General features: G+C 67.4%; 21 protein-coding genes. 1 reads left to right on the top strand and 20 read right to left on the bottom strand.

Annotation, left to right across the window (positions count from 1 at the left end; translation table 11 throughout):
* Nucleotides 1-38: 38 nt before the first annotated feature.
* The 9 genes from J2X67_RS16820 to J2X67_RS16780 all read right to left on the bottom strand — a co-directional run bounded on the left by J2X67_RS16820 (nucleotide 39) and on the right by J2X67_RS16780 (nucleotide 12,034).
* Nucleotides 39-953 (bottom strand): helix-turn-helix domain-containing protein, encoded by a 915-nt coding sequence (locus J2X67_RS16820; RefSeq protein ID WP_309954521.1) that lies wholly within the window; start codon nucleotides 951-953, stop codon nucleotides 39-41.
* Nucleotides 954-992: 39 nt separating this feature from the next.
* The gene (locus tag J2X67_RS16815; protein WP_309954519.1) at nucleotides 993-1,544 is read right to left on the bottom strand and encodes a histidine phosphatase family protein; all 552 of its coding nucleotides are present in this window, start codon (nucleotides 1,542-1,544) and stop codon (nucleotides 993-995) included.
* A complete protein-coding gene (locus J2X67_RS16810; protein ID WP_309954518.1) occupies nucleotides 1,541-2,335 on the bottom strand; it encodes an adenosylcobinamide-GDP ribazoletransferase in 795 nt (264 codons plus the stop codon). Before J2X67_RS16810 ends, J2X67_RS16815 begins: the two co-directional genes overlap by 4 nt.
* A gap of 5 nt (nucleotides 2,336-2,340) precedes the next feature.
* Entirely contained in the window at nucleotides 2,341-3,387 is a 1,047-nt protein-coding gene (gene cobT, locus J2X67_RS16805) for a nicotinate-nucleotide--dimethylbenzimidazole phosphoribosyltransferase (RefSeq protein WP_309954516.1), read from the bottom strand.
* Nucleotides 3,384-4,823 carry a cobyric acid synthase gene (locus J2X67_RS16800; RefSeq protein ID WP_309954514.1) on the bottom strand — a complete coding sequence of 480 codons (1,440 nt, stop codon included), beginning with the start codon at nucleotides 4,821-4,823 and terminating at the stop codon, nucleotides 3,384-3,386. The genes cobT and J2X67_RS16800 overlap by 4 nt, the downstream gene beginning before the upstream one ends.
* Before the next feature lie 84 nt (nucleotides 4,824-4,907).
* Nucleotides 4,908-6,407 carry an efflux transporter outer membrane subunit gene (locus J2X67_RS16795; RefSeq protein ID WP_309954512.1) on the bottom strand — a complete coding sequence of 500 codons (1,500 nt, stop codon included), beginning with the start codon at nucleotides 6,405-6,407 and terminating at the stop codon, nucleotides 4,908-4,910.
* Nucleotides 6,408-6,425: 18 nt separating this feature from the next.
* On the bottom strand, nucleotides 6,426-9,710 hold the full coding sequence (locus J2X67_RS16790) for an efflux RND transporter permease subunit (RefSeq protein WP_309954510.1): 3,285 nt from the start codon (nucleotides 9,708-9,710) through the stop codon (nucleotides 6,426-6,428).
* Nucleotides 9,711-9,750: 40 nt separating this feature from the next.
* Nucleotides 9,751-11,001 (bottom strand): efflux RND transporter periplasmic adaptor subunit, encoded by a 1,251-nt coding sequence (locus J2X67_RS16785; RefSeq protein ID WP_309954508.1) that lies wholly within the window; start codon nucleotides 10,999-11,001, stop codon nucleotides 9,751-9,753.
* A 151-nt stretch (nucleotides 11,002-11,152) separates the two neighbouring features.
* Complete coding sequence (locus J2X67_RS16780; RefSeq protein WP_281151122.1) at nucleotides 11,153-12,034, bottom strand: alpha/beta hydrolase; 882 nt, start codon at nucleotides 12,032-12,034, stop codon at nucleotides 11,153-11,155.
* Between the two features lie 181 nt (nucleotides 12,035-12,215).
* Between J2X67_RS16780 and J2X67_RS16775 the strand changes: the two genes are divergently transcribed.
* On the top strand, nucleotides 12,216-13,130 hold the full coding sequence (locus J2X67_RS16775; protein WP_281151123.1) for a LysR family transcriptional regulator: 915 nt from the start codon (nucleotides 12,216-12,218) through the stop codon (nucleotides 13,128-13,130).
* A gap of 22 nt (nucleotides 13,131-13,152) precedes the next feature.
* Here the strand turns inward: J2X67_RS16775 and J2X67_RS16770 are convergent, their stop codons facing one another.
* Genes J2X67_RS16770 through J2X67_RS16720 form a run of 11 tightly spaced genes read right to left on the bottom strand, consistent with a single transcriptional unit; the run spans nucleotide 13,153 to nucleotide 22,602 of the window.
* The gene (locus J2X67_RS16770) at nucleotides 13,153-13,620 is read right to left on the bottom strand and encodes an OsmC family protein (RefSeq protein WP_309954506.1); all 468 of its coding nucleotides are present in this window, start codon (nucleotides 13,618-13,620) and stop codon (nucleotides 13,153-13,155) included.
* Nucleotides 13,621-13,673: 53 nt separating this feature from the next.
* The gene (locus tag J2X67_RS16765; protein WP_309954504.1) at nucleotides 13,674-14,405 is read right to left on the bottom strand and encodes an LrgB family protein; all 732 of its coding nucleotides are present in this window, start codon (nucleotides 14,403-14,405) and stop codon (nucleotides 13,674-13,676) included.
* The gene (locus J2X67_RS16760) at nucleotides 14,402-14,755 is read right to left on the bottom strand and encodes a CidA/LrgA family protein (protein ID WP_309954502.1); all 354 of its coding nucleotides are present in this window, start codon (nucleotides 14,753-14,755) and stop codon (nucleotides 14,402-14,404) included. The genes J2X67_RS16765 and J2X67_RS16760 overlap by 4 nt, the downstream gene beginning before the upstream one ends.
* 30 nt (nucleotides 14,756-14,785) lie before the next feature.
* Nucleotides 14,786-15,811, bottom strand: a complete 1,026-nt coding sequence (locus tag J2X67_RS16755; RefSeq protein WP_309954500.1) for an aminotransferase class I/II-fold pyridoxal phosphate-dependent enzyme — start codon at nucleotides 15,809-15,811, stop codon at nucleotides 14,786-14,788.
* Nucleotides 15,808-16,749 carry an adenosylcobinamide-phosphate synthase CbiB gene (gene cbiB, locus J2X67_RS16750; protein WP_309954498.1) on the bottom strand — a complete coding sequence of 314 codons (942 nt, stop codon included), beginning with the start codon at nucleotides 16,747-16,749 and terminating at the stop codon, nucleotides 15,808-15,810. The genes J2X67_RS16755 and cbiB overlap by 4 nt, the downstream gene beginning before the upstream one ends.
* A gap of 4 nt (nucleotides 16,750-16,753) precedes the next feature.
* Nucleotides 16,754-17,323, bottom strand: coding sequence for a cob(I)yrinic acid a,c-diamide adenosyltransferase (cobO, locus tag J2X67_RS16745; RefSeq protein ID WP_309954496.1), 570 nt, complete (start codon nucleotides 17,321-17,323; stop codon nucleotides 16,754-16,756).
* A 24-nt stretch (nucleotides 17,324-17,347) separates the two neighbouring features.
* The gene (locus tag J2X67_RS16740; RefSeq protein WP_309954494.1) at nucleotides 17,348-18,130 is read right to left on the bottom strand and encodes an ABC transporter ATP-binding protein; all 783 of its coding nucleotides are present in this window, start codon (nucleotides 18,128-18,130) and stop codon (nucleotides 17,348-17,350) included.
* Nucleotides 18,127-19,137 carry an iron ABC transporter permease gene (locus J2X67_RS16735; protein ID WP_309954493.1) on the bottom strand — a complete coding sequence of 337 codons (1,011 nt, stop codon included), beginning with the start codon at nucleotides 19,135-19,137 and terminating at the stop codon, nucleotides 18,127-18,129. Before J2X67_RS16735 ends, J2X67_RS16740 begins: the two co-directional genes overlap by 4 nt.
* Nucleotides 19,138-19,153: 16 nt before the next feature.
* On the bottom strand, nucleotides 19,154-20,020 hold the full coding sequence (locus tag J2X67_RS16730) for an ABC transporter substrate-binding protein (protein WP_409050514.1): 867 nt from the start codon (nucleotides 20,018-20,020) through the stop codon (nucleotides 19,154-19,156).
* A gap of 2 nt (nucleotides 20,021-20,022) precedes the next feature.
* Nucleotides 20,023-20,607, bottom strand: a complete 585-nt coding sequence (locus J2X67_RS16725; RefSeq protein WP_309954488.1) for a bifunctional adenosylcobinamide kinase/adenosylcobinamide-phosphate guanylyltransferase — start codon at nucleotides 20,605-20,607, stop codon at nucleotides 20,023-20,025.
* A gap of 51 nt (nucleotides 20,608-20,658) precedes the next feature.
* Complete coding sequence (locus J2X67_RS16720; RefSeq protein ID WP_309954487.1) at nucleotides 20,659-22,602, bottom strand: TonB-dependent receptor domain-containing protein; 1,944 nt, start codon at nucleotides 22,600-22,602, stop codon at nucleotides 20,659-20,661.
* Between the last annotated feature and the right edge of the window lie 11 nt (nucleotides 22,603-22,613).

Genomic DNA, 22,613 nt, shown 5'->3' with positions numbered 1-22,613 from the left:
CTTTTTCTCCGAGTTCGAAGCCCGAAGGTACTGCCGACTCACGCCGCCGTATTGGAAGAAACCGAAACTGCGCGGCCGAGAAACTCCGTCGGCGTCAGGCCGCTCAGCGCCTTGAACTCGTTGACCAGGTGCGACTGGTCGTAGAAGCCGCCATCGAGCGCCAACTCTGCCCAGCCCGGCATGCGCGGCCTCGGCTGCCGCAGGGCGCGCAGGCAGGCATGCAGCCGCGCGAGCCTGCCCCAGGTGCGCGGCGAGAGGCCCACCTGCTGCTGGAACAGCTGCTGCAACCGGCGCTCGCCGATGCCGACTGCCGCGGCCACCTCGCGCAGCGATTGCCGACCACCCGACCCTGCGATCAGCTGCGCCGCCCTCGTCGCGGCCCTCGTCGCGCCCCTCGAGGCCGCAGGGTGCAGCGCCGCATCGGCCTGCGCCAGCCGCTGCCCGAGCATGGCGCAAAGCACCGCAACGCGCGAGCCATCGTCAGGTGCCGCTGCCATGCGCTCGCGCAGTTCAGCACCCTCGCCGCGCCAGAGTTGATCGAGATGCACCGCGGTGCCGGCAATTTCGCTGGCGGGCATGCCCAACAGCGCAGCAACCGCGCCCGGGCGCAACGTGACCGACAGCCCCTCGACCTTGCCTCGCAGCCGCACCAAAGCCGGTGCAGCCGAAGCGCCGATTGCCTCGACGGGCTGGCCGGCACCATCGCCGGCAGAGGGCGCATCGCCAAGGTTGAAGACCAGCCGCACCGCGCCGTCCGGCAGCACGCGCTCGAGCACTTCACGCCCCTCGGGCAGCGCTTCGCGGTAAAGCAAGATGTGCGCGACATGCGCGCGCAGCGGCGCCGCGACCGGAAACGCCTGCAGCGAGCCGGCGGGCATTGCAACCTCGGGACCGTGCAACGGGTCTTCGTCGAGTCGAACGTACAGGCGCTCGTGTAAAGGCTGTGCGGGCATGGCGCGGATGGGCAATGAAATGGCGGACGCAGCCGCCCCTCAGCTGCATTCGATCAGCAGGCACGCCCCGTAGTCAATGGGGCCCGATGGCCACTGCGTTGCGGCCTCCACGCGCCGCACACCGCGGTGCAGCAGTTGCACCGCGCGCATCACGCCCGCATGCGTGACCCACACTGCGTCTTGCCCCGACGCGCGCCACTCGTCGAAAGCAGCGCCCGTGCGCTGCAAGAAGCTGGCCGTGCTCTCGCCGTACTCGCCCGGAAGACCCTCGGCAAAATTGCCGATCCATGCATCGAAGTCGGCAAGGGGAATGGAAGCCCATGGCCGGCCTTCCCAGATGCCGAAGTCCATCTCGGCCAGGCGCGCGTCTGCCCGCGATGCAAGGTCGGGACGCAGCGTGCACATTGCCTGCGCCAGTTCCGCACAGCGCCGCAGGGGGGAATGCACGACCGCGGTGCCGGCGGGTATGCGGGCCTGCACGGCGCGCGCAACCGCCAGCGTTGCCTCCGCAGGCACGCATACATCCGTAACCCCGTAGCAAAGGCCCGGCGCGGCGTCGGTCTGCGCGTGACGGACGAGCCACAGCTTCATGCCTGCCACGCCAGAGCAAGATAACTCGCAAGCTCGCACACCTGCTGCGTCGCGCCGAGCCCGTCACCGGTAAAGCCCTGCAGCCGGCGACGGAACATGCGCGCCAACACCAGCGCCGTAATGGCGCAGGCCGCGAGCATGGCCGCCGTTCGTGCGGGGCCCTGCATCACAAGCACCAGCGCAAGGGCAGGCACCGACCAGAGCACGCCCACCAGCAATGCACCGCCGCCGATCGCATCGGCCAGCGGCTTGGCCTTGCTCGCACCGGCATCGCCCACATACGGCAACCAGCGAATGAGGAACAGCGGCGCCAGCCGGGACAGCACATGCGCGCCGACGATGGCTCCGGCCGCCGCCTGCACGCCCTGCCCCGCCACCGAAGCAAGCAGCGCGGCCTTCAGGCCGAGCGCCAGCACCAGCGCAATGGCTCCGAAGGCACCGATGCGCGAGTCCTTCATGATCTCCAAGGCACGGCTGCGGTCGGCCGATCCGCCAAGCCCGTCGGCCACGTCAGCCAAGCCGTCTTCGTGAAAGGCGCCGGTGAGCAGCACGGTCGCCACCATGCTCAGCAGCGCCGCTGCCAACGCGCCAGACGGGCCCGGCAGGCCCTGCAGCGCCAACACGAAGACAGCCGCCCCCACGCCCCCGACGATCCAGCCGACACCCGGAAAATGCGCCGCGCTTGCGCGCAGCATCTGCGGGCTGAACCCGACCCATTCGGCAAGCCGGCCCGTCACCGGCACGCGCGTGAAGAATTGAAGGGCCAACAGGTAGTGGCGAACGCCGTTCATGGAGTTCAGCTGTCTTTGCGCGACACGCCCGCCGCCTCGAAGCTCGCCATGTCGCGCAGGATGCGGCAGGCCGATTCGAGCAGTGGCCAGGCCAGCGCGCCGCCCGAGCCTTCTCCCAGGCGCAAGTCCAAGTTCAGCAATGGCTCCAGCCCAAGGTGTTTCAACAGCAGTGCATGTCCCGGTTCCGCCGAGCTGTGCGCGGCCACGCAACGCTGCGCCACGTGCGGCTGCAATGCCTGCGCCACGAGCACGGCCGCGCTCGCGATGAATCCATCGACAACGATCACGCGCCGCTCTTCTGCCGCCTGCAGAACCGCGCCCACCAGGGTGGCAATTTCGAAGCCGCCGAACGCGGCCAACGCATCCAGCGGTGCAACGGCCGATGCGTGCAGGGCCAGCACCTCGCGCAGCACCGTGCGTTTTCGCGCCAGGCCGGCGGCGTCGAGCCCCGTGCCCGCGCCGGTGCAGGCGTCGATGTCGAGGCCCGCCAAGCGCGCAAGCAGCATTGCCGCCGCCGAGCTGTTGCCGATGCCCATTTCGCCGAGCAGCAAGGCATTGCCGGGGAGCGCGCGCACCACCTCGCGGCCGTTCGCAATCGCTTGTGCGCATTGCTCTGCCGTCATCGCAGGGCCAGCCGATGAATCAGCAGTGCCCGCTGCGATGCGGCGCGACACCAGCCCTGGCCGTGCCTGAAAGTCGCGCCGCACGCCGCAATCGACCACCGTCAATGCCAAGCCGTGCTGGCGCGCCAGCACGCTCACGGCCGCGCCGCCTGCAAGAAAGTTCTCGACCATCTGCCAGGTCACGTCGCTTGGAAACGCTGAAACGCCGCGTGCCGCCAAGCCATGGTCGCCCGCGCACACCAGCATCTGCGGCGCTTCGAGCATGGGCGCTTCGCTGCCAAGGATCAGGCCGATACGCAGGGCCAGGCCTTCAAGGCGGCCGAGCGCGCCGAGCGGCTTGGTCTTGTTGTCGAGCGCGCCCTGCAGCCGTGCCGCAAGCGCGTCGTCGCGGATGTCGGAGATGGAAGGAATGGTGTTCTTGTCGGTCATGCGAGCAGGCCGTGCAATACGCCGGCCTCGAAGTGGTTGTCGATGAAGTCGGCCAGGCCGTCGAAGGTGGATTCGAGAGTGGGCGCCGCGGCGCCGAAGAGCGCATGCAACACCGCCGCGTCTTCGAACAGGCCGTGCAGGTACAGGCCCAGCACATTGCCGCGCGCGTTCTGCCAGGCCAGGCCTTCGGGCATCACGGCATGGCCGTCCTGCGCCATCTGCGGGTGTATGGCGGTATGGCCGTGATGAATTTCATAGCCCGCCACCGGCACGTTCGAAAGCGAAGCCCATTGCCCGCGCAGTTCACCGAAGACGGCGGCCCGGTGCCGCACGGTCTTCTCGCGTTCGAACACGGTAACGAGCGGCAGCAGCCCCAGTCCGGGCGCATTGCCGTCGATGCCGTGAGGATCGACCAGCGCCTCGCCCAGCATCTGCAAGCCGCCGCAAACGCCGAGCACGGCGCCGCCGCGGGCAGCATGCGCGGCAATGGCGCTGTCCAAACCCTGCGCCCGCAGCCACGCCAGGTCGCCGCTCGTGTGCTTGGAGCCGGGCAGCACGATCCAGTCGGCACCGGCCAGGTCCGCCGGGGCGCGCGCCCACACCAGGCGAAGGCCCGGCACGTTCTTGAGCGGCTGGAACTCGTCGAGATTGCTGATGCGCGGATACGCCACCACCGCCACCGTGCGCGTCACCGCGCCGCTCGAGCGGCTCCGGTCGTCGAACACGCCGTCTTCTTCGGGCAGGCCGTGCTGCCACCACATGGGAAGCGTGGCCACGGTGGGCACGCCGGTCAGCGCCTGAAGCTGCGCCGGCGCCGGGGCCAGCAGCGATGCATCGCCGCGGAACTTGTTGAGCACGAAGCCGCGCAGCAACGCGCGGTCGCTCTCGGGCATCAACGCCCAGGTGCCGTAGAGATGCGCAAAGGCGCCGCCGCGGTCGATGTCGGTCACCAGCAGGCAGCGGGCATTTGCATGGCGGGCCACTCGCAGGTTGACGATGTCACTGGCCATCAGGTTGATCTCCGCGGGGGAACCGGCGCCTTCGATCACCACCACGTCGTTGTCGGCGCGGAGTTCGTCGAATGCCTGCGCGATTTGCGGCCACACGCGCTCGCTGCGGCCGCGCCACGGCATGGACGTGAGCTCCTCGCTCACCTGCCCCATCAGCACCACCTGGCTGTGGGTGTCGCGCTCGGGCTTGAGCAGCAGCGGGTTCATGCGCACGTGCGGCACGGCGCGCGCCGCCAGCGCCTGAAAGTATTGCGCGCTGCCGATTTCGCCGCCCTCCACCACGCGGGCGTTGTTGCTCATGTTCTGCGCCTTGAAAGGCGCCACCTTGAGGCCCTGCCGCGCATACCAGCGGCACAGCGCAGTGACCAGCCAGCTCTTGCCGGCGCCACTGGTCGTGCCCAGAACCATCACGCATCGGGTTGTCATGCGGCTATTGTCCGTCGTTGCCGCACACCCTCCACTGAAGCATGAAGGCTGCAAAGAAAAAGGGGCTTGCGCCCCTTTTGTGTTTCAGCGTGCCGCGGTTTGTACCGCGCCCGGAGCGCCGGGCCGAGGCTGCGCTTGCGCAGTGGCAGCAGGCACTTCCCAACCGCCGCCAATGGCGCGGATCAGCCCCACGGCCGCCTGGTATTGCGCCGACTTCACCTGCAGCGCCTGGCGCCGGTTGCGCAGTTCGCTGCGGCGGGCGTCGAGCAGGTCGAGCTGGCTGATGTAGCCGTTGCGGTAGCGCGTGTCGGACAAACTGGTCGCGCGCTGGGCCGAAGTAACGGCCTGCGCCTGCACGGCCGACTGTTCCTGCAGGATGCGGATGGCGGAGAGCTGGTCTTCCACTTCCTGGAAGGCCACCAGCACCTGGCTGCGGTAGTTGGCAAGCGCACCATCGAGCTGCGCATTGGCGCCCTGCACACCGGCTTCGCGGCGGCCGCCGTCGAAGATCGGCAGCGAGAGCAGCGCACCCACGCCCCACGAGCGGGCCGACCACTTGAACAGGTCGCCGATTTCCGGTGACGCGTAGCCGGCCGCACCGGTCAACGAGATGTCCGGAAACCATGCAGCCTGTGCCACGCCCACGCGCGCCTGCGCCGCGAGCACGGCGTTCTGCGCCGCCGATACGTCCGGGCGGCGCGTGAGCACCGTGGCCGGCACGCCGGGCGGAACCGACGGCAGCGCGGTAGCCCATTCGTCCACACGGAGGCCGAAGCTGGAGGCCGAGTCGCCCACTAGCACTGCAAGCGCATGCTCCACCTGTGCACGCTGGCGGTCGAGCGCAAGCGCGTCCGATTCTGTGGACGACACCTCGGTTTGCACGCGCGCCACGTCGAGCTCTGCAATGTCGCCGGCCTGCTGGCGGCGCTGCGTCAGGCGCAGCGTGTCGCGGTAGGCCTCGACCTGCTCGCGCACCAGGGCGCGTTCGGCGTCCAGGGCACGCAGCTGCAGGTAGGTTTGCGCCACCTCGGCCTGCACTGCGAGGCGGGTGCTTTGCAGCAGCGCTTCGCGGCTGGCCGCATCGAGCTTGGCCGCATTGCTCGCGCCCGAGAGCCGGCCGAAAAGGTCGACCTCGTACGAGAACGTGGCGCCGATGTTGGTCATGGTGGCGGGCCTGGTGCTCGCCGTGGCTTTGTCGAGGCCCGCGCCGCGGTTGGCACCGGCGCCCAGGCCGATTTGCGGCAGGCGGTCGGCCTGGGCGCTGCGCGCCAGGGCGCGAGCTTCCGCAAGCCGGGCGGCGGCGGCCTGGATGTTGTTGTTGTTGACGTCCGCCTTCTCGACCAGCGCGTTGAGCACCGGGTCGTTGAACGCCAGCCACCAGGCGCCGCGGGCCTGTGCTTCGGAAGGCACGGCACGCGTCCAGCCCGCGGGCGGGGCGGCGCCCTGCTCCTTGAACTGGGCCGTGGTCTGGATCTCCGGCACGCCGGAGGGCACGGTCGCGCAGCCTGCCAGCGCCAGGGCTGCCACCAGCGGCAGCAAGGCGGTGCGAAGCGGCTTGACCCAAGGTTGTACTGAGAATTTCATGATGAGCTTTCTTCTCGATCAGTCATGCGAGCCGTGCGAAGGACGCGGCGCAGCAGGCAGCGGGTGCAGCCCGCCACCGCCGGAACCACCGTGGGACGACGGTGCCGGTGCAGCCGGGTGGGCCGCCGAAACGAAGTCTTCCCCGTGCGGCACGTCGCCGTGCAGCTTGAGTGGGCGGTTGCCCGCAAGGCGGCGCATCAGCACATAGAACACCGGCGTCAGGAACAGGCCGAAAGCCGTCACGCCGATCATCCCGGCGAACACCGCCACGCCCATCGCCTTGCGCATTTCAGAACCCGCGCCGGTCGACAGCACGAGGGGCAGCACGCCCATCACGAAGGCCAGCGAGGTCATGAGAATCGGGCGCAGGCGCAGGCGGCTGGCTTCGATTGCGGCCTGGATGGGCGTGCGGCCGGCAAACTCGAGCTCCCGCGCAAACTCCACGATCAGGATCGCGTTCTTCGCACTCAGCCCCACCAGCACGATCAACCCGATCTGCGTGAAGACGTTGTTGTCACCCCCCGATATCCATACACCCGTCATCGCAGCCAGGATGCCCATGGGCACGATCAGGATGATGGCAATAGGCAGCGTCAGGCTTTCGTACTGCGCGGCCAGCACCAGGAACACCAGCAGGATGGCCAGCGGGAACACCAGGAAGGCAGAGTTGCCGGCCAGGATTTCCTGGTAGGTCAGCTCGGTCCACTCGAAGCTCACGCCCTTGGGCAGCGTCTCGGCCGCAATCTTGGTGATCGCGTCCTGCGCCTGGCCCGACGAATAGCCGGGAGCCGGACCGCCGTTGATGTCGGCTGCAAGGTAGCCGTTGTAGCGCATGGCGCGTTCCGGGCCGAAGGTCGAATTCACCTTCATGAGCGCCGACAGCGGCACCATCTCGCCCGTGGTCGAGCGCACCTTCAGCATGCCCACGTCTTCGGCACGGGCGCGGTAAGGCGCATCGGCCTGCACACGCACGCTGTACGTGCGGCCGAACTTGTTGAAGTCGTTCGCGTACAGGCTGCCAAGGTAGATCTGCATGGTGTCGAAGATATCCGTCACCGGCACGCCGAGCTGGCGCGCCTTGGTGCGGTCGATGTCCGCATACAGCTGCGGCACATTGACCTGCCAGCTCGTGAACATGCCCGTGAGTTCGGGCGCGGCATAGGCCTTGGCCATGAAGGCCTTCACCGCTGCGTCCATCTGGTCGTAGCCCACCGATGCACGGTCTTCCAGCTGCAGCTTGAAGCCGCCCGTGGTGCCCAGGCCGGCCACCGGCGGCGGCGGGAACATCACGATGAACGCATCCTGGATGCTGGCGAACGCGCCGTTGAGTTGGCCAGCCACCGCACCGCCGCTCTGGTCGGCACGCTTGCGCTGGTCGAAGGGCTTGAGCGTGGCAAACACAATGCCCGAGTTCGAGCTGTTGGTGAAGCCGTTGATCGACAGGCCCGGGAAGGCGATGGCGTCTTCCACGTTCGGGTTCTTCTTCATGATCTCGCCCATGCGCTGGATCACCTCGTCGGTGCGGTCGAGCGTGGCGCCGTCGGGCAGCTGGGCAAAACCGATCAGGTATTGCTTGTCCTGCGCCGGCACAAAGCCGCCGGGCACCGCCTTGAAGAGGCCGAAGGTCACGCCGATCAGCGCAAGGTAGATCACCAGCATCAGCGTCTTGCGCGAAATCACGCTCTTGACGCCGCCGCTGTAGGCTTCCGAGCCGCGGCTGAAGAGCTTGTTGAAGCCGCGGAACAGCCAACCGAAGGCCTTGTCCATGCCGCGGGTGAGCGCGTCCTTGGGCTGGTCGTGGCCGCGCAGCAGCAGTGCGGCAAGCGCAGGCGACAGCGTGAGCGAGTTGATGGCAGAGATCACCGTCGAGATCGCGATGGTCACCGCGAACTGGCGATAGAACTGGCCTGTGAGGCCGCTGATGAAAGCCAGCGGAACGAACACGGCCACCAGCACCAGCGCAATCGCGATGATGGGCCCCGACACTTCGCGCATTGCGCGGTAGGTCGCTTCGCGCGGCGTGAGCCCCGCCTCGATGTTGCGCTCCACGTTTTCCACCACCACGATGGCGTCGTCCACCACGATACCGATGGCCAGCACCAGCCCGAACAGGCTCAGCGCGTTGATGGAAAAGCCCAGCACGTGCAGCACCGCGAAGGTACCGATCACCGACACCGGCACTGCCAGCAGAGGAATGATCGATGCACGCCAGGTTTGCAGGAACAGGATCACGACCAGCACCACCAGCAGGATGGCTTCGAGCAGCGTGTGGATCACCGATTCGATCGATGCCCGCACGAACTGCGTCGGGTCGTAGGCAATGCGGTACTCCAGCCCTTCCGGCATGTTCTTGTTGAGCTCGGCCATCGTCTTGCGCACGTTCGACGAGATGTCGAGCGCGTTGGAGCCCGGCGCCTGGAACACGCCCATGCCCACGGCCGGGTCGTTGTTCAGCAGCGAGCGCAGCGAGTAGTCGGCGGCGCCCATTTCAAGGCGGCCGATGTCGCGCAGGCGGGTCACGGCGCCGTCGGTGCCGCTCTTCACGATGATGTCGCCGAACTCTTCTTCGCTCTGCAGGCGCCCTTGCGCATTGATCGACAGCTGCATGTCCACGCCCGAGAGGCCCGGCGAAGCGCCGACCACACCGGCCGCGGCCTGCACGTTCTGGCCGCGGATCGCAGCCACCACGTCGCTTGCCGACAAGCCGCGCTGCGCAACCTTCTGCGGGTCGAGCCAGACGCGCATCGAATAGTCGCCACCGCCGAAGATCTGCACCTGGCCCACGCCTTCGATGCGTGCGAGCGGGTCCTTCACGTTCAGCACCGCGTAGTTGCGCAGGTAGTTGATGTCGTAGCGGTTGTTCGGCGAGACGAGGTGAACCACCATCGTCAGGTCGGGTGCGCTCTTGACGGTCGTGATGCCCAGGCGCCGCACCTCTTCAGGCAGGCGCGGCTCGGCCTGCGAGACGCGGTTCTGCACCAGCTGCTGTGCCTTGTCGGGATCGGTGCCGAGGCGGAAGGTCACCGTCAGCGTCATGACGCCGTCGGTGGTGGCCTGGCTGCCCATGTAGAGCATGCCTTCGACGCCGTTGATCTGCTCTTCGAGCGGCGTGGCAACGGTTTCGGCAATCACCTTGGGGTTGGCGCCCGGGTATTGGGCGCGCACCACCACCGAGGGCGGCGCGACTTCGGGGTATTCCGAAATCGGCAACCCGCGCAGCGCGATCAGGCCGGCTATCAGTATCAATAGCGACAGCACGCCGGCAAAGATCGGCCGGTCGATGAAGAATTTAGAGAGATTCATGTTGTTTCTCCGGCGAGCGCAAACGCGCTCCCCTCCGAGTTCAGGACTTCGCGGCTTCCGCGACGCGTTCCGGTTGTTGTTGCTTGGTGTCGGCCTTGGCGTCCATCGTCACGGTCTGCGGCACCACCAATGCGCCGGGGCGGATGTGCTGCAGGCCATTGACCACCACGCGGTCGCCGGCCTTCAGGCCCTTGCTCACCACGCGCAGCCCGTTGATGGATGCGCCGAGCGTCACTTCGCGGTACATGGCCTTGTTGTCTTCGCCCACGACCATCACGAACTTCTTGTTCTGGTCGGTGCCGATGGCGCGTTCGCTCACGAGCAGTGCCGAGTCGTTGCGTGCCTGGCCCATGCGGATGCGGGCAAACTGGCCCGGAATGAGCGAACCGTCCTTGTTGTCGAACGAGGCACGCACACGCACCGTGCCGCTGCGGGCGTCGACCTGGTTGTCGATCAGCTGCAGCTTGCCGATGAAGGGCGTGCCGTCGAAGCCCGACGTACCCATCTGCACAGGAATGCTCTCGATCTGGCCGCGTGCGCTGGCGCCGCTCGGCAGGTCTTTGAGGGCGCGCGTGATCACTTGCTCATCGGCATCGAAGCTCGCGTAGATCGGGCTCACCGACACCAGCGTGGTCAGCACCGGCGCACCGGGGCCTGCAGCCACCAGGTTGCCCTGCGTCACTTCGAGCTTGCCGATGCGGCCAGACACGGGTGCACGCACCTGCGTATAGCCCAGGTTCAGGCGAGCCGATTGCAGCGACGCTTGCGCGGCACGCAGGTTGGCATCGGCTTCGCGGCTGGCGTTCACACGCTCGTCGTATTCACGCTGGGCAATGGCCTGCTGGTCCCACAGGCGCTTGGCGCGCTCCTGCTCGCTGCGGCTGAAAGCCTGGCGAGCCTGGGCCGATGCCACCTGGGCTTCGGCACGCTCCACTTCGGCGGCGTACGGCGCGGGGTCGATGGTGATCAGCAGGTCGCCCTGCTTCACCAGTGCGCCTTCGCGAAAGTGCACCGCCTGCACGGCGCCCGCCACGCGGGAGCGCACATCCACGCGCTGCACGGCTTCGAGCCGGCCCGAGAACTCGTCCCAGGCGTTGATTTCGCTCTGCGCCACGGTGGCCACCGATACCGGGGTGCCCTGTTGCGCCGCGGCAGGTGCCGTGGCCTCGGCCTTGAAGCTGTGCATGCCCAGCACTGCGGCGGCCACTGCCAGCAGTGCGGTAAGCCCGGTCACTGTGGGCCACAGGCCCTTGCGGGCGACGGAAGACAGTTTTTGCTTGTTGTTCGACATGATGGTTCGTCCTTCTCGATGACTTTTTGGGATGCAACAGGCCACCCCGGCGCTTTTGGCGCCAGGAGGCGGATTTCTAAAAATGACCGGGGTTACCGGTGGGCCGATGAGTGGCGTCGCGACGTCAGCTGGGCTGCCGCGACCGGCCCACCTAGCTGGGCTTGGGTGCTACCGGGGGCGGCGTGGTGGCACTGAAAAATTCGCGGAAGTGCTGCTGCACGCTGGCTTCGCATGCCTTGCAGCCCGAGGGCTCGGGGTCGTACAGCGCCTTGGGCCAGTTGGCGGCGCCAGGCAGCACGCTGCTCGTCACGTCGATGCCGGCTGCGCGCAGGCGGCCGGCAAAAGTCAGCGCCTCGTCGCGCATGGCATCGTCGGCGCCCACCAGCACCAGCGCGGGTGCCAGCGCTCCGAGCCGGAGCGATCCGCTCGGCACGGCGTAGGGATGCGTCGCGTTCGAGGGGCAGCTCAGGTACTTTTCCCAGCCCTTGGCCCAGCGGCATTCGGCTTCGTCGTTGGTGGCCTTGCGCAGCGACGCGGTGCCGGCGCACGGGTCGAGCATGGGCGAGAGAAGGATCTGCCCCGCCAGCGGGGGATGCGCCCGGTCTCGGGCAATCAGCGCCACCCCGGCGGCCAGGTTGCCCCCGGCTTCTTCACCGGCCAGGTACACCTGGGCGCCTTTGCCGCCGAGCTTGACGCGCTGCTTGTACAACCACTCGAGCGCCGCATAACCCACCTCGATGGGTTCAGGAAACGGCGATTCAGGTGCCAGCGGATAGGCTACCGAAACCACCACCGCACCCGCGCCAGCCAGCAGCCGGGCCACGTTGCGTCCGTTGTCCAGGTTGCCGCAGACGAAGGTGCCTCCATGGAAATGCAGCACCAGGGGCACCGTTTCGCCACGCGGGCGTTGCCCGTACACCCGGGCATCCACCGGCGCACGGCCGGGAAGCTCGATCGAAAGATCGGCTTCCACGCCTTGCGCCGCGGCAAGAGCAGCAGCTTCGGCAGAGCGGGACGACGGACGGGGTGACATGGGGCAACCTCAGGAGGATTGGCGATAGTCGAAATATAAGGCGGCCAGTGTGGTGTTAAACAGGCAACCTGCCCCTACTCTGTTTCCAAACGGCGAACAATCCGGGAAACGATAGGGATTGTCACCTTGTGTGAGAATCCGCTCCCCTCGGCAAGGGCCGGGTTCCCAGGAACAGTCATCAATGGATCAAATCCAGGCAATGCGGATCTTTGTCCGCGTGGTGGAAGCAGGCACCTTCACCCGGGCTGCGGATTCGCTCGCCCTGCCGAAGGGGACGGTCACCAAGCAGATCCAGGCGCTCGAATCGCGCCTGCGGGTGAAGCTGCTCAACCGCACCACGCGGCGCGTGACCGTCACGCCCGACGGCGCGGCCTACTACGAACGGGCGGCCCGCCTCCTGAACGACTTCGACGACATCGAAGCCAGCATGACAAATGCACAGGCCAACCCCACGGGGCGGCTACGCATCGACGTGGGCACCTCGGTGGCGCGGCTGGTCATCTTGCCGGCGCTGGCCACCTTCTGCGACCGCTACCCGGAGATCCAGGTCGACCTGGGCGTGAGCGACCGCACGGTGGACCTCATTACCGACAACGTCGACTGCGTGATCCGGGCCGGCGAGCTGAGCGACCAGTCGCTGGTGGCGCGGCGCATCGGCACCCTGCACTTCGTGACGGTGGCGTCGCCCGCCTACATCAAGCGATACGGCATTCCACAGCACCCCAACGACATCGAGAAGCGGCATCACGTGGTGAGCTACTTTTCGGGCAGCACGCGGCGCATCTACCCGCACGAGTTCAAGAAAGGCGACGAGACCATCGAGCTCAATGGGCCGTACCGCGTGTCGGTGAACGAGAGCAATGCCCACATGGCAGCGGTGCTCGGCGGCTTTGGCATTTCGCAGTGCATCACCTTCATGGCCGAACCGCTGCTGGAGAGCGGCGAACTGATCGAGGTGCTGTCCGACTGGCACCGCGACCCGCTGCCGATTCACGTCGTCTACCCGCCCAACCGCCACCTGAGCGCCAAGGTGCGGGCCTTTGTGGACTGGGCGGCCGAACTGTTTGCGAAGAACCCGCGGCTGCAGCGGCGCTGAGCCGCTCCGCGCTCGGCTTGCTTCAGCCGAACACCGGCTCGCAGCGCACCTCGGTCCTGACCGAGTTGGCAATGAAGCACTCTTCATGCGCCCGGTGGTGCAGGTGCTCGATCTGCTCGCGCGTGGGCAGGTTGGCGCCGGAGAACGTGACCTGCGGGCGAAGCGTGACCACCGTCATCGCGAGCCTGCCGTCGGCGTTCTTTTCCATGATGCCGCTTGCCGCGTCGAAGTAGCGGTCGACGATGAACTTGCGCTTGACGGCCATGGTGAGAAACCACAGCATGTGGCAGCTCGACAGCGAAGCGACGAAAGCTTCTTCAGGGTCGACCGCCGCGGCATCTGAAAGCGGGAGCGGCACCACATGCGGAGACGAAGAGCCCGGCACCTCCGTGCCGCCGTCGAAGCGCATCGAATGCCTTCTGCTGTAGGTGTTGCCGAGAAAGTCCTGGTCGCCTCGCTGCCAGAGGATTTCTGCCGTGTAGTGGGCCATGCCGTGCGCTCCAAGGTCGATGGGAGCGCCATTCTGCGTCAGAAAAACCCGGGTCAGAAAACGCCCAGCAGCTTGACCAGCAACGGCACCAGCAGCGCCGTGGCAATGCCGTTCAGTCCCAACGCCAGGGCCGAGAAGGCGCCTGCCGTTTCATTCACCTGGATGGCGCGCGCAGTGCCGATGCCATGCGCCGCCATACCCACGGCAAAGCCGCGCACCGCGGGCTCCTCGATGCGCAGCAGGTTCAGCAAGCCAGTTGCCATGATGGCGCCGGAGATGCCCGCGACGGCCGCCGCCACGGCGGCGAGCGAGGGCAGCCCGCCGATCTTTTCGGCCACGCCCATCGCAATGGGCATGGTGGCCGACTTGGGTGCGAGAGACATCATCAACTCATGCGAGCCGCCCAGCGCCCAGGCGATGCCGATGGCCGAGACAATGGCCGCCACCGAGCCCACCAGCAGCGCCACGCCGATCGGCAGCCACAGCCGGCGCAGCCGCCCGAGCTGGCCGTAAAGCGGCACGGCCAGCGCCACGGTCGCCGGCCCGATGAGAAAGTGCACGAACTTGGCGCCCTCGAAATACGTGTCGTAAGGTGTGCGCGTCACAAGCAGCACCGTCACGATGACAACCACCGACACCAGCACCGGGTTGACCAGCGGCCGGTTGCCGCTGCGCTTGTGCAGCCACAGAGCGCCCAGGTAGGCCAGCAGCGTGAGCGACAGCCAGAGCAGCGGCGACTGCGCAAGGAAGACCCAGATCTCTGACAGCTTTGCAGGCGCGGTCATTCCGCCTCCTTGCCAGTGATGCGGATCATCCACCGCAGGGTGAGCGCAGTCACCGCCATGGTGAAAGCCGCGCCCACGATGCCGGCCGCAAGAAACGGCAGCCACTCGCGCCCTACCCGTTCAAAGTGCAGCATGACGCCCGTTACCGCCGGGATGAACAGCAGCATGAGGTTGCGCAGCAAATGGCCGGATGTTTCGCCCAGTGCTTCCGGCACGCCGCCGCGCACCAGCAGTGCGACAAACAGCAGCAGCATGCCGATCAGCGGCCCTGGAATCGGCAGGCCCAGCCACTGCACGAGCAGTTCGCCGGCCAGTTGGCAAAGAAAGAGCGTGGTGATGGCGTAGAGCATGGTGGGCGGTGGATTCTTGCTTGCTTCCGTTCAATGTTCAGCGGCAACGGCCGCGCGTGTCCAGGCTTCTTTCAGCACCTGTTGGCTCTGCGGCGGCAAGACGCCCAGCCGCACGTAGCCAGGCAGGCCGAAGGATGCACAGTCTCGCAGTTTGACGCCCGCGGCGCGCAATTCTGCGGCCAGCTTCGGATACGGCACACCGGTGCGCGCGCAGAAAAAGTTGGCATCGCTCGGCAGGCACTGCCAACCCAGCGATTCGCAAAGGGTGCGCTGCTGCGCCTTCCATGCTCGCAGGGTATGCAGGCTTTGCACGAGCCAGGACTGCGCTTCGTCGCCGATCCAGGTTTCGAGCAATGCCACGCCATGCGCGCCGATGGGCCATGAGGGCGAAAGTTGTTCGAGGCGCAGCTGCAGCGCCGCGGCCTCGTCGCTTTCCGGAGCAATGGCATAGGCGGCACGAACGCCTGTCAGGCCCATCGCCTTGTTCGGCGTCCACAGCTGCCAGACGCGGTTGCGCTGCGCCCCGTCGAACGATGGTCGGCCTTCGAGGCGCAGCGGCTCGTAGGCCATGTCGAGCACGCAGGCGTCGATGGGCTTCGATTGCGATTCAAGACCGCCCTCGGGCTGGCCCAGTGGGCTGGAGGGCTCGCACAGCCAGCGCAGGGTCGCCGCATCTCGTGGCGCGGCGTTGCGCGACACATGCAAGCCTCGGGCCGATGCGGCGCGTTCGTAGTCGCCATAGCTGTGCGCGGGCAGGCAGACGTCCTGCCCGCCACCTTGCGCCCAGGCTGCGCTGATGCGGTGGATGAATTCGCTTGCACTCGCAGCGATCACCACGCGTTCGGCCGCAACGCCGTGAAAAGCTGCCAGCGCACGTCGCAGCGATGTGTAGCCTGGGTCTGGATAGTGCGTTGCATCGGCTGCACGCAGCGCGGCCTGAACGGATGGGCATGGGCCCACCGCGTTGCTGTTGGTTGAAAAGTCGTGCTGCGCCGCGCCGGCCTCGTCTGGACCGCCATGCAGCGAATGGCTCGATGTCGTTCGTTCCTGTGTCATGCCCATCTCGCAATGGCGAAGATGGCCAATGATGCACACACGGCCAATGCCAGCGCGGCCCTGCCGCCCAACTGCGCTGCGTGCTGAGTGTCGTCCGCGGTGGCAAGTCGCCCATCTGCGTTCAGGGTATACACCGCCGGCTTGGCGAGGCGCACGCCAAGCAGCAATGCCATCGCCGCCATGGGCCAGCCGCTGTTGGGCGAAGGCGTACGGCGCGCCTGCCGCGCTAGCCCGTGCGGCCATCGCCACGCCGCGAACGCCAGCAGCAGCACGGTAAGCCGCGCCGGCAGCCAGGAGAGCACGTCGTCCGCACGTGCGGCCCACTTGCCGAACCACGTCCAGTCGCGCCCGCTGCGTTCGCCGCGGTAGCCCCACATGGCATCGGCCGTGTTGGCGAAGCGATAGACCGCCGCACCCGGCAGCCCCAGCAGCACCAACCAGAACACCGGCGCCACGAGCGAATCGTTGAGGTTTTCGGCCAGCGATTCGATGGCGCTTTCGCGCACTTCGCTTTCGCTGAGTGTGGAGACGTCCCGGCTTACCAGCCGGGCGAGCTGCGCACGGCCCGCGTCCAGCGACACGGCGAGCGCCGCCTCGACTGCAAGCACTTCACTGCGCAGCATGCGCCATGCGAAGAGCGGCTTCAGCGCGAAAGCGAGCACCACGGCGGTCGCCCAGGCGGGTAGCCATTGCACCGCGGTTGCCTGCACCGCCAGGGCCACCGCACCGACGACCATCGCACCAGCGCTCCACGCCAGCGCGCCCTTCAGAAACAGCGGCAGATCGCGCGGCCTTGCATCCACTGCCGCCGGTGCCATGCGGCGACCAATCCAGCCGAGGTAGTGCCCCATCCATACCACCGGATGCCAGCGCACCGAAGGCTCGCCCAGCCAGCGATCGATGGCCAGCGCGAGCCACAAGGCGGCCGCGGCTGCCAACGGATCAGTCCTCGATGCCCCGCTGAGCGGGAATACCGGCCTTGAATGCGTGCTTGACCATGGCCATGTCGGTCACGGTGTCGGCCAGCTCGACGATCTCGGGCGGGCAGCGACGGCCGGTGAGCACCACATGCACATGCTTCGGCCGCTCGCGCAGGGTCTGGAGCACGCCTTCGAGCGGCAGCCAGCCGTAGATCAGCGGATAGGTGATCTCGTCGAGCACCACCAAGAAGAACTCGCCCGAAAGAATGGCCGCCCTGGCCTTTTCCCAGCCGTCGCGTGCCAGTTGGCCCGAACGCTCCAGGTCCTGGCTCTTCCAGCTGAAGCCGTCGCCCAGCCCTTCGATCGGAATGCCGATCTGCTCGAACATGCGGTGCTCGCCAAAACGCGCCGAGGGCACTTTCATGAACTGGTAGATCTTCACGGCCTTGCCGCGTCCGTGTGCGCGCAGCGCCAGGCCGAAGGCCGCGGTGCTCTTGCCCTTGCCGTCGCCGGTGTTGACGATGACGATGCCGCGGCGTTCGCCCTCGGGTTTGTCGTAAGGCTTGTCGCTGGGGGGAGTTTCAATCTGCATGGTGTCGCGGCTGTTTTGTTGTCGTCAATTCGGCAGGGCAATCCACTGGTCGGCCACGCGGTGCACACGAATGCGATGGTCGAACACCTGTTCGAGTGCGGCGTGGGTGGCTTGGTCGCTGTTGCCCCCGTGGTGCACCACGCGACCATGATTCATCACGACCAGCTCGTCGGCCGCAAGTGCCATCGGCAGTTCATGCAGCACGCTGACCACGGTGCGCCCTTCGGCCACCAATGCACGCGCGGTCTGCATCCAGTCGGCCTGGTGGGGCGGGTCGAGATTGGCGAGCGGCTCGTCCATCAGCAGCAACTCGGCCTCGACCGCGAGCGCACGCGCCATCAGCACGCGCTGGCGTTCGCCGCCCGATAGCTGCCCCAGCGGACGCTCGCGCCATTCCCAGGCCTGGGTGCTGCGCAATGCGCGCTCCACGGCCTGCCGGTCCGCCGCACTCGGCGCTGCAAGCCAGCGCTGGTGCGGCAGGCGGCCGAGCATCGCAATGTCGTACACCATCAGGTCGTCGGCGCTGCCCTCGCCCGCCGCGCCGCTCTGGCCCAGCCAGGACAGGCGCTGCGCGCGAATGCGGCCCGGCACTTTTTCAGCCGCCTCGCCAAACAGGAAAACCTCGCCACGGTGCGGCAGCAGGCCCGCAAGCGCCTTGAGCAACGTCGACTTGCCCGCGCCATTGGGGCCGACGATGCTGGTCCAGCGCGCGGCACCCAGCTTCAGGTCGATGCCGTGCAGCACCTCGGTGCCGCCGAGCGTGGCGCTCACGCCGCGTGCTTCGATGGCCGGCATGCGGCCGCTCATGCCACACCGCCCCGCGCGCTGCGGCGGTGCATCAGCCACAGCAGGTAGCTGCCGCCGAGCACGGCCGTGAGAACGCCCACCGGCAGCTCTTGCGGGGCAATGAGCCAACGTGCCGCCAGGTCGGCCGACATCAGCAGCAAGCCGCCCATCGCCGCCGACAGAACGATAAGCCCGGCATGCGTGGTCTTGACCACGGAGCGAACCAGGTGCGGCGAGGCCAGGCCAACGAATGCGATGAGGCCGGTCTGCGCCACGGCGGCGCCGGTGGCCAGCGCGAGCACCACCACCAGCGCAGCGCGCATGGCGCCCAGTGGCAAGCCCAGGCTCCTTGCAGTCGCTTCCCCGAGCGAAAGCCCGTCGAGCACGGGTGCAAGCGCCCAACCCGAAAGAAGGCACACGGCGCCCACGGCCGCCATGACGGCACAAGCGCTCCAGCCCACCAGGCCAGTACTGCCGAGAATGAAGCCCTGGATCGCCTGCAAGACATCGGCTGAAGCAATGGTGATCAGGTCTTTGGCGGCACCGAGCACCACGCCGACGATCACGCCCGCCAGCAGCAGCCTCAGCGTCTGCTGCACGCCGCGCGCAAGAACAAGCGTGAGCATGACCGCCAGCACCGCGCCGACGAATGCCGCACCGGTAAGCCCCAGGCGCAATACCCACTGCATGCTGGCAACCGAGCCACCGAACAGCATGAGCGCCACCGCCACGCCAAGCGATGCGCCCGATGCGCTGCCAAGCAGATAAGGATCGGCCAGCGGATTGCGAAAGAGGCCCTGCGCAACCGCGCCGGCAAGCCCGAGCAACGCGCCTGCGAGCCACGCACCAAGCGTGCGCGGCAGCCGGATGTCCCACACGATCTGCAATGCCACCGGATCGCGCGATGCCGCCAGCAGGCTTTCGAAGCCGGTGCTGCCGATGCCCAGGCCGAGCAGCGCGAATGCAACGCCCAGGCCCAGCAGGGCAATGCCGAAGAGCCAGACCCTGCGCTGATGGTGCGTGTGCATGAAGCGTTCTTGAGGCTCAGCCGGCCTTGTCCGCAAGGCAGCGCGCCATCAACCTTGCGGCCTCGTCCATGCGCGGACCGGGGCGCACGAGCACATCGGACTCGTCGGCGCTGAAGCGGCAGATTCGGCCTTCGCGCACTGCGCGAATACCGCCCCAGCCCGGCCGCTGCTCCATGCCCTGCGCGCTGCGCACGCTGACCATGATGAGATCGGGATTGGCGCGCACCACGTATTCGGGGTTGAGCTTGGGAAACGGCCCCAGCGAAGCCGGCACGATGTTCTTCGCGCCCAGCCGGGTGAGCGTTTCGCCGATGAACGAAGACTCCCCGGCCGCAAAAGGCGCGCTGTTCACCTCGAAGTACACGCGCAGCCCCTTCGCGCGGGCCGGCAGCGATTGCGCCGCCGCCGAAACGCTGGCATCGATCACACGCCACACATTCGGCGCCTCGCGGGTGCCCAGCACCTGGTCGAGCGTGTCGAGCACACGGCGCACATCGGCATGGCTCTTGGGTTCGAGCACGATCACCTTGAGGCCCAGCGCTTCGAGCCGCTGCGTGACGCGCGACGACTTGGCAAGCAGCACCGCGTCGGGCCGCAGGGCCACGATGGCCTCTACGTTGGGATCGATCCCGCCGCCCAGTTGCGGCAAGGTGCGCACCGCACTCGGCGAGTTGGAATAGTTGTCGACACCCACCAGCCGCGAGCAGGCGCCGAGTGCGCAGACACCTTCAGTCAGCGAAGGCAGCAGCGAGACAATGCGCTGGGGCGGCTGCGGCAGGCTCACGGTGACGCCGCGCTCGTCCTTCACCTCGAGTGCATGCGCAGCCAGCGAAAGAATGCCAAGGCCCAGAGCCGCGAGAAAAAATCGAATCCGGTGGTTCATGGTCATGCGGCAGGTGCCTTCAAGGTCAACGGCAGCCCGGCCGCCATCAGCGTGACACGGTGGCATGCGGCCGCCACGTCCTGGTTCATGCGGCCCAGCGTATCGACAAAGGCGCGCGTTTCCCGGCCCAGCGGAATCACGCCCAGGCCGATTTCGTTGCCCACCAGCACCACCGGCCCGCGCGCCTCGCGCAACGCGATGAGCAGCATGGCAACGTGCGCCGAGGGCGTGCGCGTGGCCGGCCTTGCGCCCTCCGAGCGCAGCGGCATCAGCAGGTTGGTGAGCCACAGCGTGAGGCAGTCGACCACCACCAGCGTTTCGGGCGCACTCTCGGAAACAATCGCGCGGGCCAGTTCCACAGGCTCTTCGACGGTTCGCATGGCCGGCACGCGCCGCGCGCGGTCGGCCTGGTGGCGCGTGATTCGCTCGCGCATTTCGTCATCGAATGGCTGCGCAGTGGCTATCAGCACGGCGCGCCGCGCTGCGGGGGCTTCGGCCATCCAGTCGATGGCACGCTGCTCGGCGCGACGCGACTTGCCGCTCTTCTGGCCCCCGAGGATGAATTCATGCGCAATGGTCGTGGGCATTTTTCTTCCTTCGGGTTCCCTGGCGGCAAAGTCTACCGATTACTGCGGCAACTATTGCGGCGTCCACTTCAGGCCGATATAGGCATTGCGGCCGCCGGTAGCGTAGCCGCGTGCCAGCGTGTAGTCCTTGTCGCCCACGTTGTCCACGCGAGCCACCAGCCCGATGTCGCGCGTAATCTGCGTGCTGGCTACCAGATTCAACACGGTGTAGCCGCTCAGCGTGCGGGTGTTGGCCGCATCGTCGAACCGCTTGCTCGACGACTGCACCTCTGCCCCCAGCGTCCAGCCTGCAACGCGCCAGTCGGCTCCCAGGGTGCCGTGGCGGCGCGCACGGCGTGCGAGCAGGTTGTCGGTTTCCAGGTCGCGCGGATCCTGGAAGTCCACCGACGCGCGCAGCGTCACGTCGCCGATGCGGTGGCCGCCCGACAGGGTAATGCCCTGGTAGCGCGCACGCGCCGTGCTCGCATAGCAGCCAAAGCCCGAGCCGCAGCCCGTGGCGCCGCCGTCGAACACGATCAGGTCGTTCACGCGGTTGCGGTAAACGACGATGCCCGCATGCGTGTCGCCATCCGCATACCGCAGGCCCAACTCGACGTTGCGGCTCGACTCCGGCTTGAGATCGGGGGCGCCGTATTCGCTGAAGCGCTGGTACAGCGTGGGCGCGCGAAATGCCGTGCCGGCCGACACGGTGGCACGCAGCTTGGGTGTGATGGCGTAGCCGTAGGCGGCGCTGCCGGTGGTCTTGCCGCCGAACTCGCTGTCGTCGTCGTGGCGCACGTGCAGTTGCAACGAGTGCGCGCCCTGCACGAAGCCGTAGCCCAGCGAAACCGCGTCTTGCGAGCGCTTGCGCGAAAGCAGGTCGGTGAAGGTGGTCGGCGCATTCTCGAGCGCGTCTTCGCGCCGTTCGAGCGTGGCGGTCACAAGGTGCGAGCCGAAGCGGAACTCGTTCTGGAACAGGTAGCCGCGGAGATTCGTCTCGGTGCGGTAGAACGAAGGCTGCGTCTTGTAGGCCGCCTGCGAATCGGTAATCTGCACGCGCGTGCTGTAGATGTCGTTCCACTTGGCGGACCACGAAAGCCCGGCCGTGCGCAGCGTGTTCTGCGAAACGTCGTTCGAAAAAAGAATCGGCGGCCGGGTCCGGGTGCTCACCGGAGAGTCGTAGCCCGCTTCGGTGTCGCTGAACAGCACCGTGGCCTCGAGCCGCTGGTCGGGAGTGAACTGGTACCCAAGCCGGACGTTGCCGGAATCGCTGCGGTATCCGTCGCGATCGGGATTCGTCAGGCCGTCCCTGGAAGGCGTGCGCTTTTCGATGGGCAGCGCATTGAAGCCCTTGCTCTCTTCATGTGCAACGCCCAGCGAATAGTCGAGTGCGCCCGACTTTCCGCTCACGCCCGCCTCTGCCTTGCGAAGCCCATGGCTGCCGAAGCCGACGCCTGCGTAGGGTGCCACGCCTTCTTCGCCGCGCCGGGTAAAGAGCTGGATCACGCCGCCCACGGCGTCGGAGCCGTACACCGCTGCGGCAGGGCCGCGCAGCACTTCGATGCGGTCGATCTGCGCAAGCGGAATCCCCTCCCAGCCGGCACCGCCGGTCGATTGCGAATCGACGCGCACGCCGTCGATGTACACGGCCGTAAAGCGCGTTTCCGCACCGCGGATGAAAAGGCTGGTGGTGCTGCCCAGGCCGCCGTTGCGCGTGATCTCGATGCCCGGCAGGCGCGCCAGCACGTCGGCCACGCCCACCGCGCCGCTGCGCTCGATGGTCTGGCGGTCGACGATGGACACGTCGCCCACAAGGTCGGACAGCGGCTGCGGCGTGCGGTTGGCCGTGACCACCGTTTCGCCGAGGGCGGGCGCCTCTTGCTGGGCATGCGCCGTCGAAGGCAACTGGACCAGCGCGAGGCCGCCGAATGCGGAGGCCAATGCGAGCGGCAGGCAGGCAAGGCGGCGACGGCGCGTGGAAACACGGCCGAGGGAAACGGAAACGCAGGAAATCATGAATGGACCGA

It is taken from the genome of Variovorax sp. 3319 (genome assembly GCF_031456585.1).
Taxonomy (GTDB): Bacteria; Pseudomonadota; Gammaproteobacteria; order Burkholderiales; family Burkholderiaceae_C; genus Variovorax; species Variovorax paradoxus_P.
This window is presented reverse-complemented; position numbering and strand designations above follow the sequence as displayed.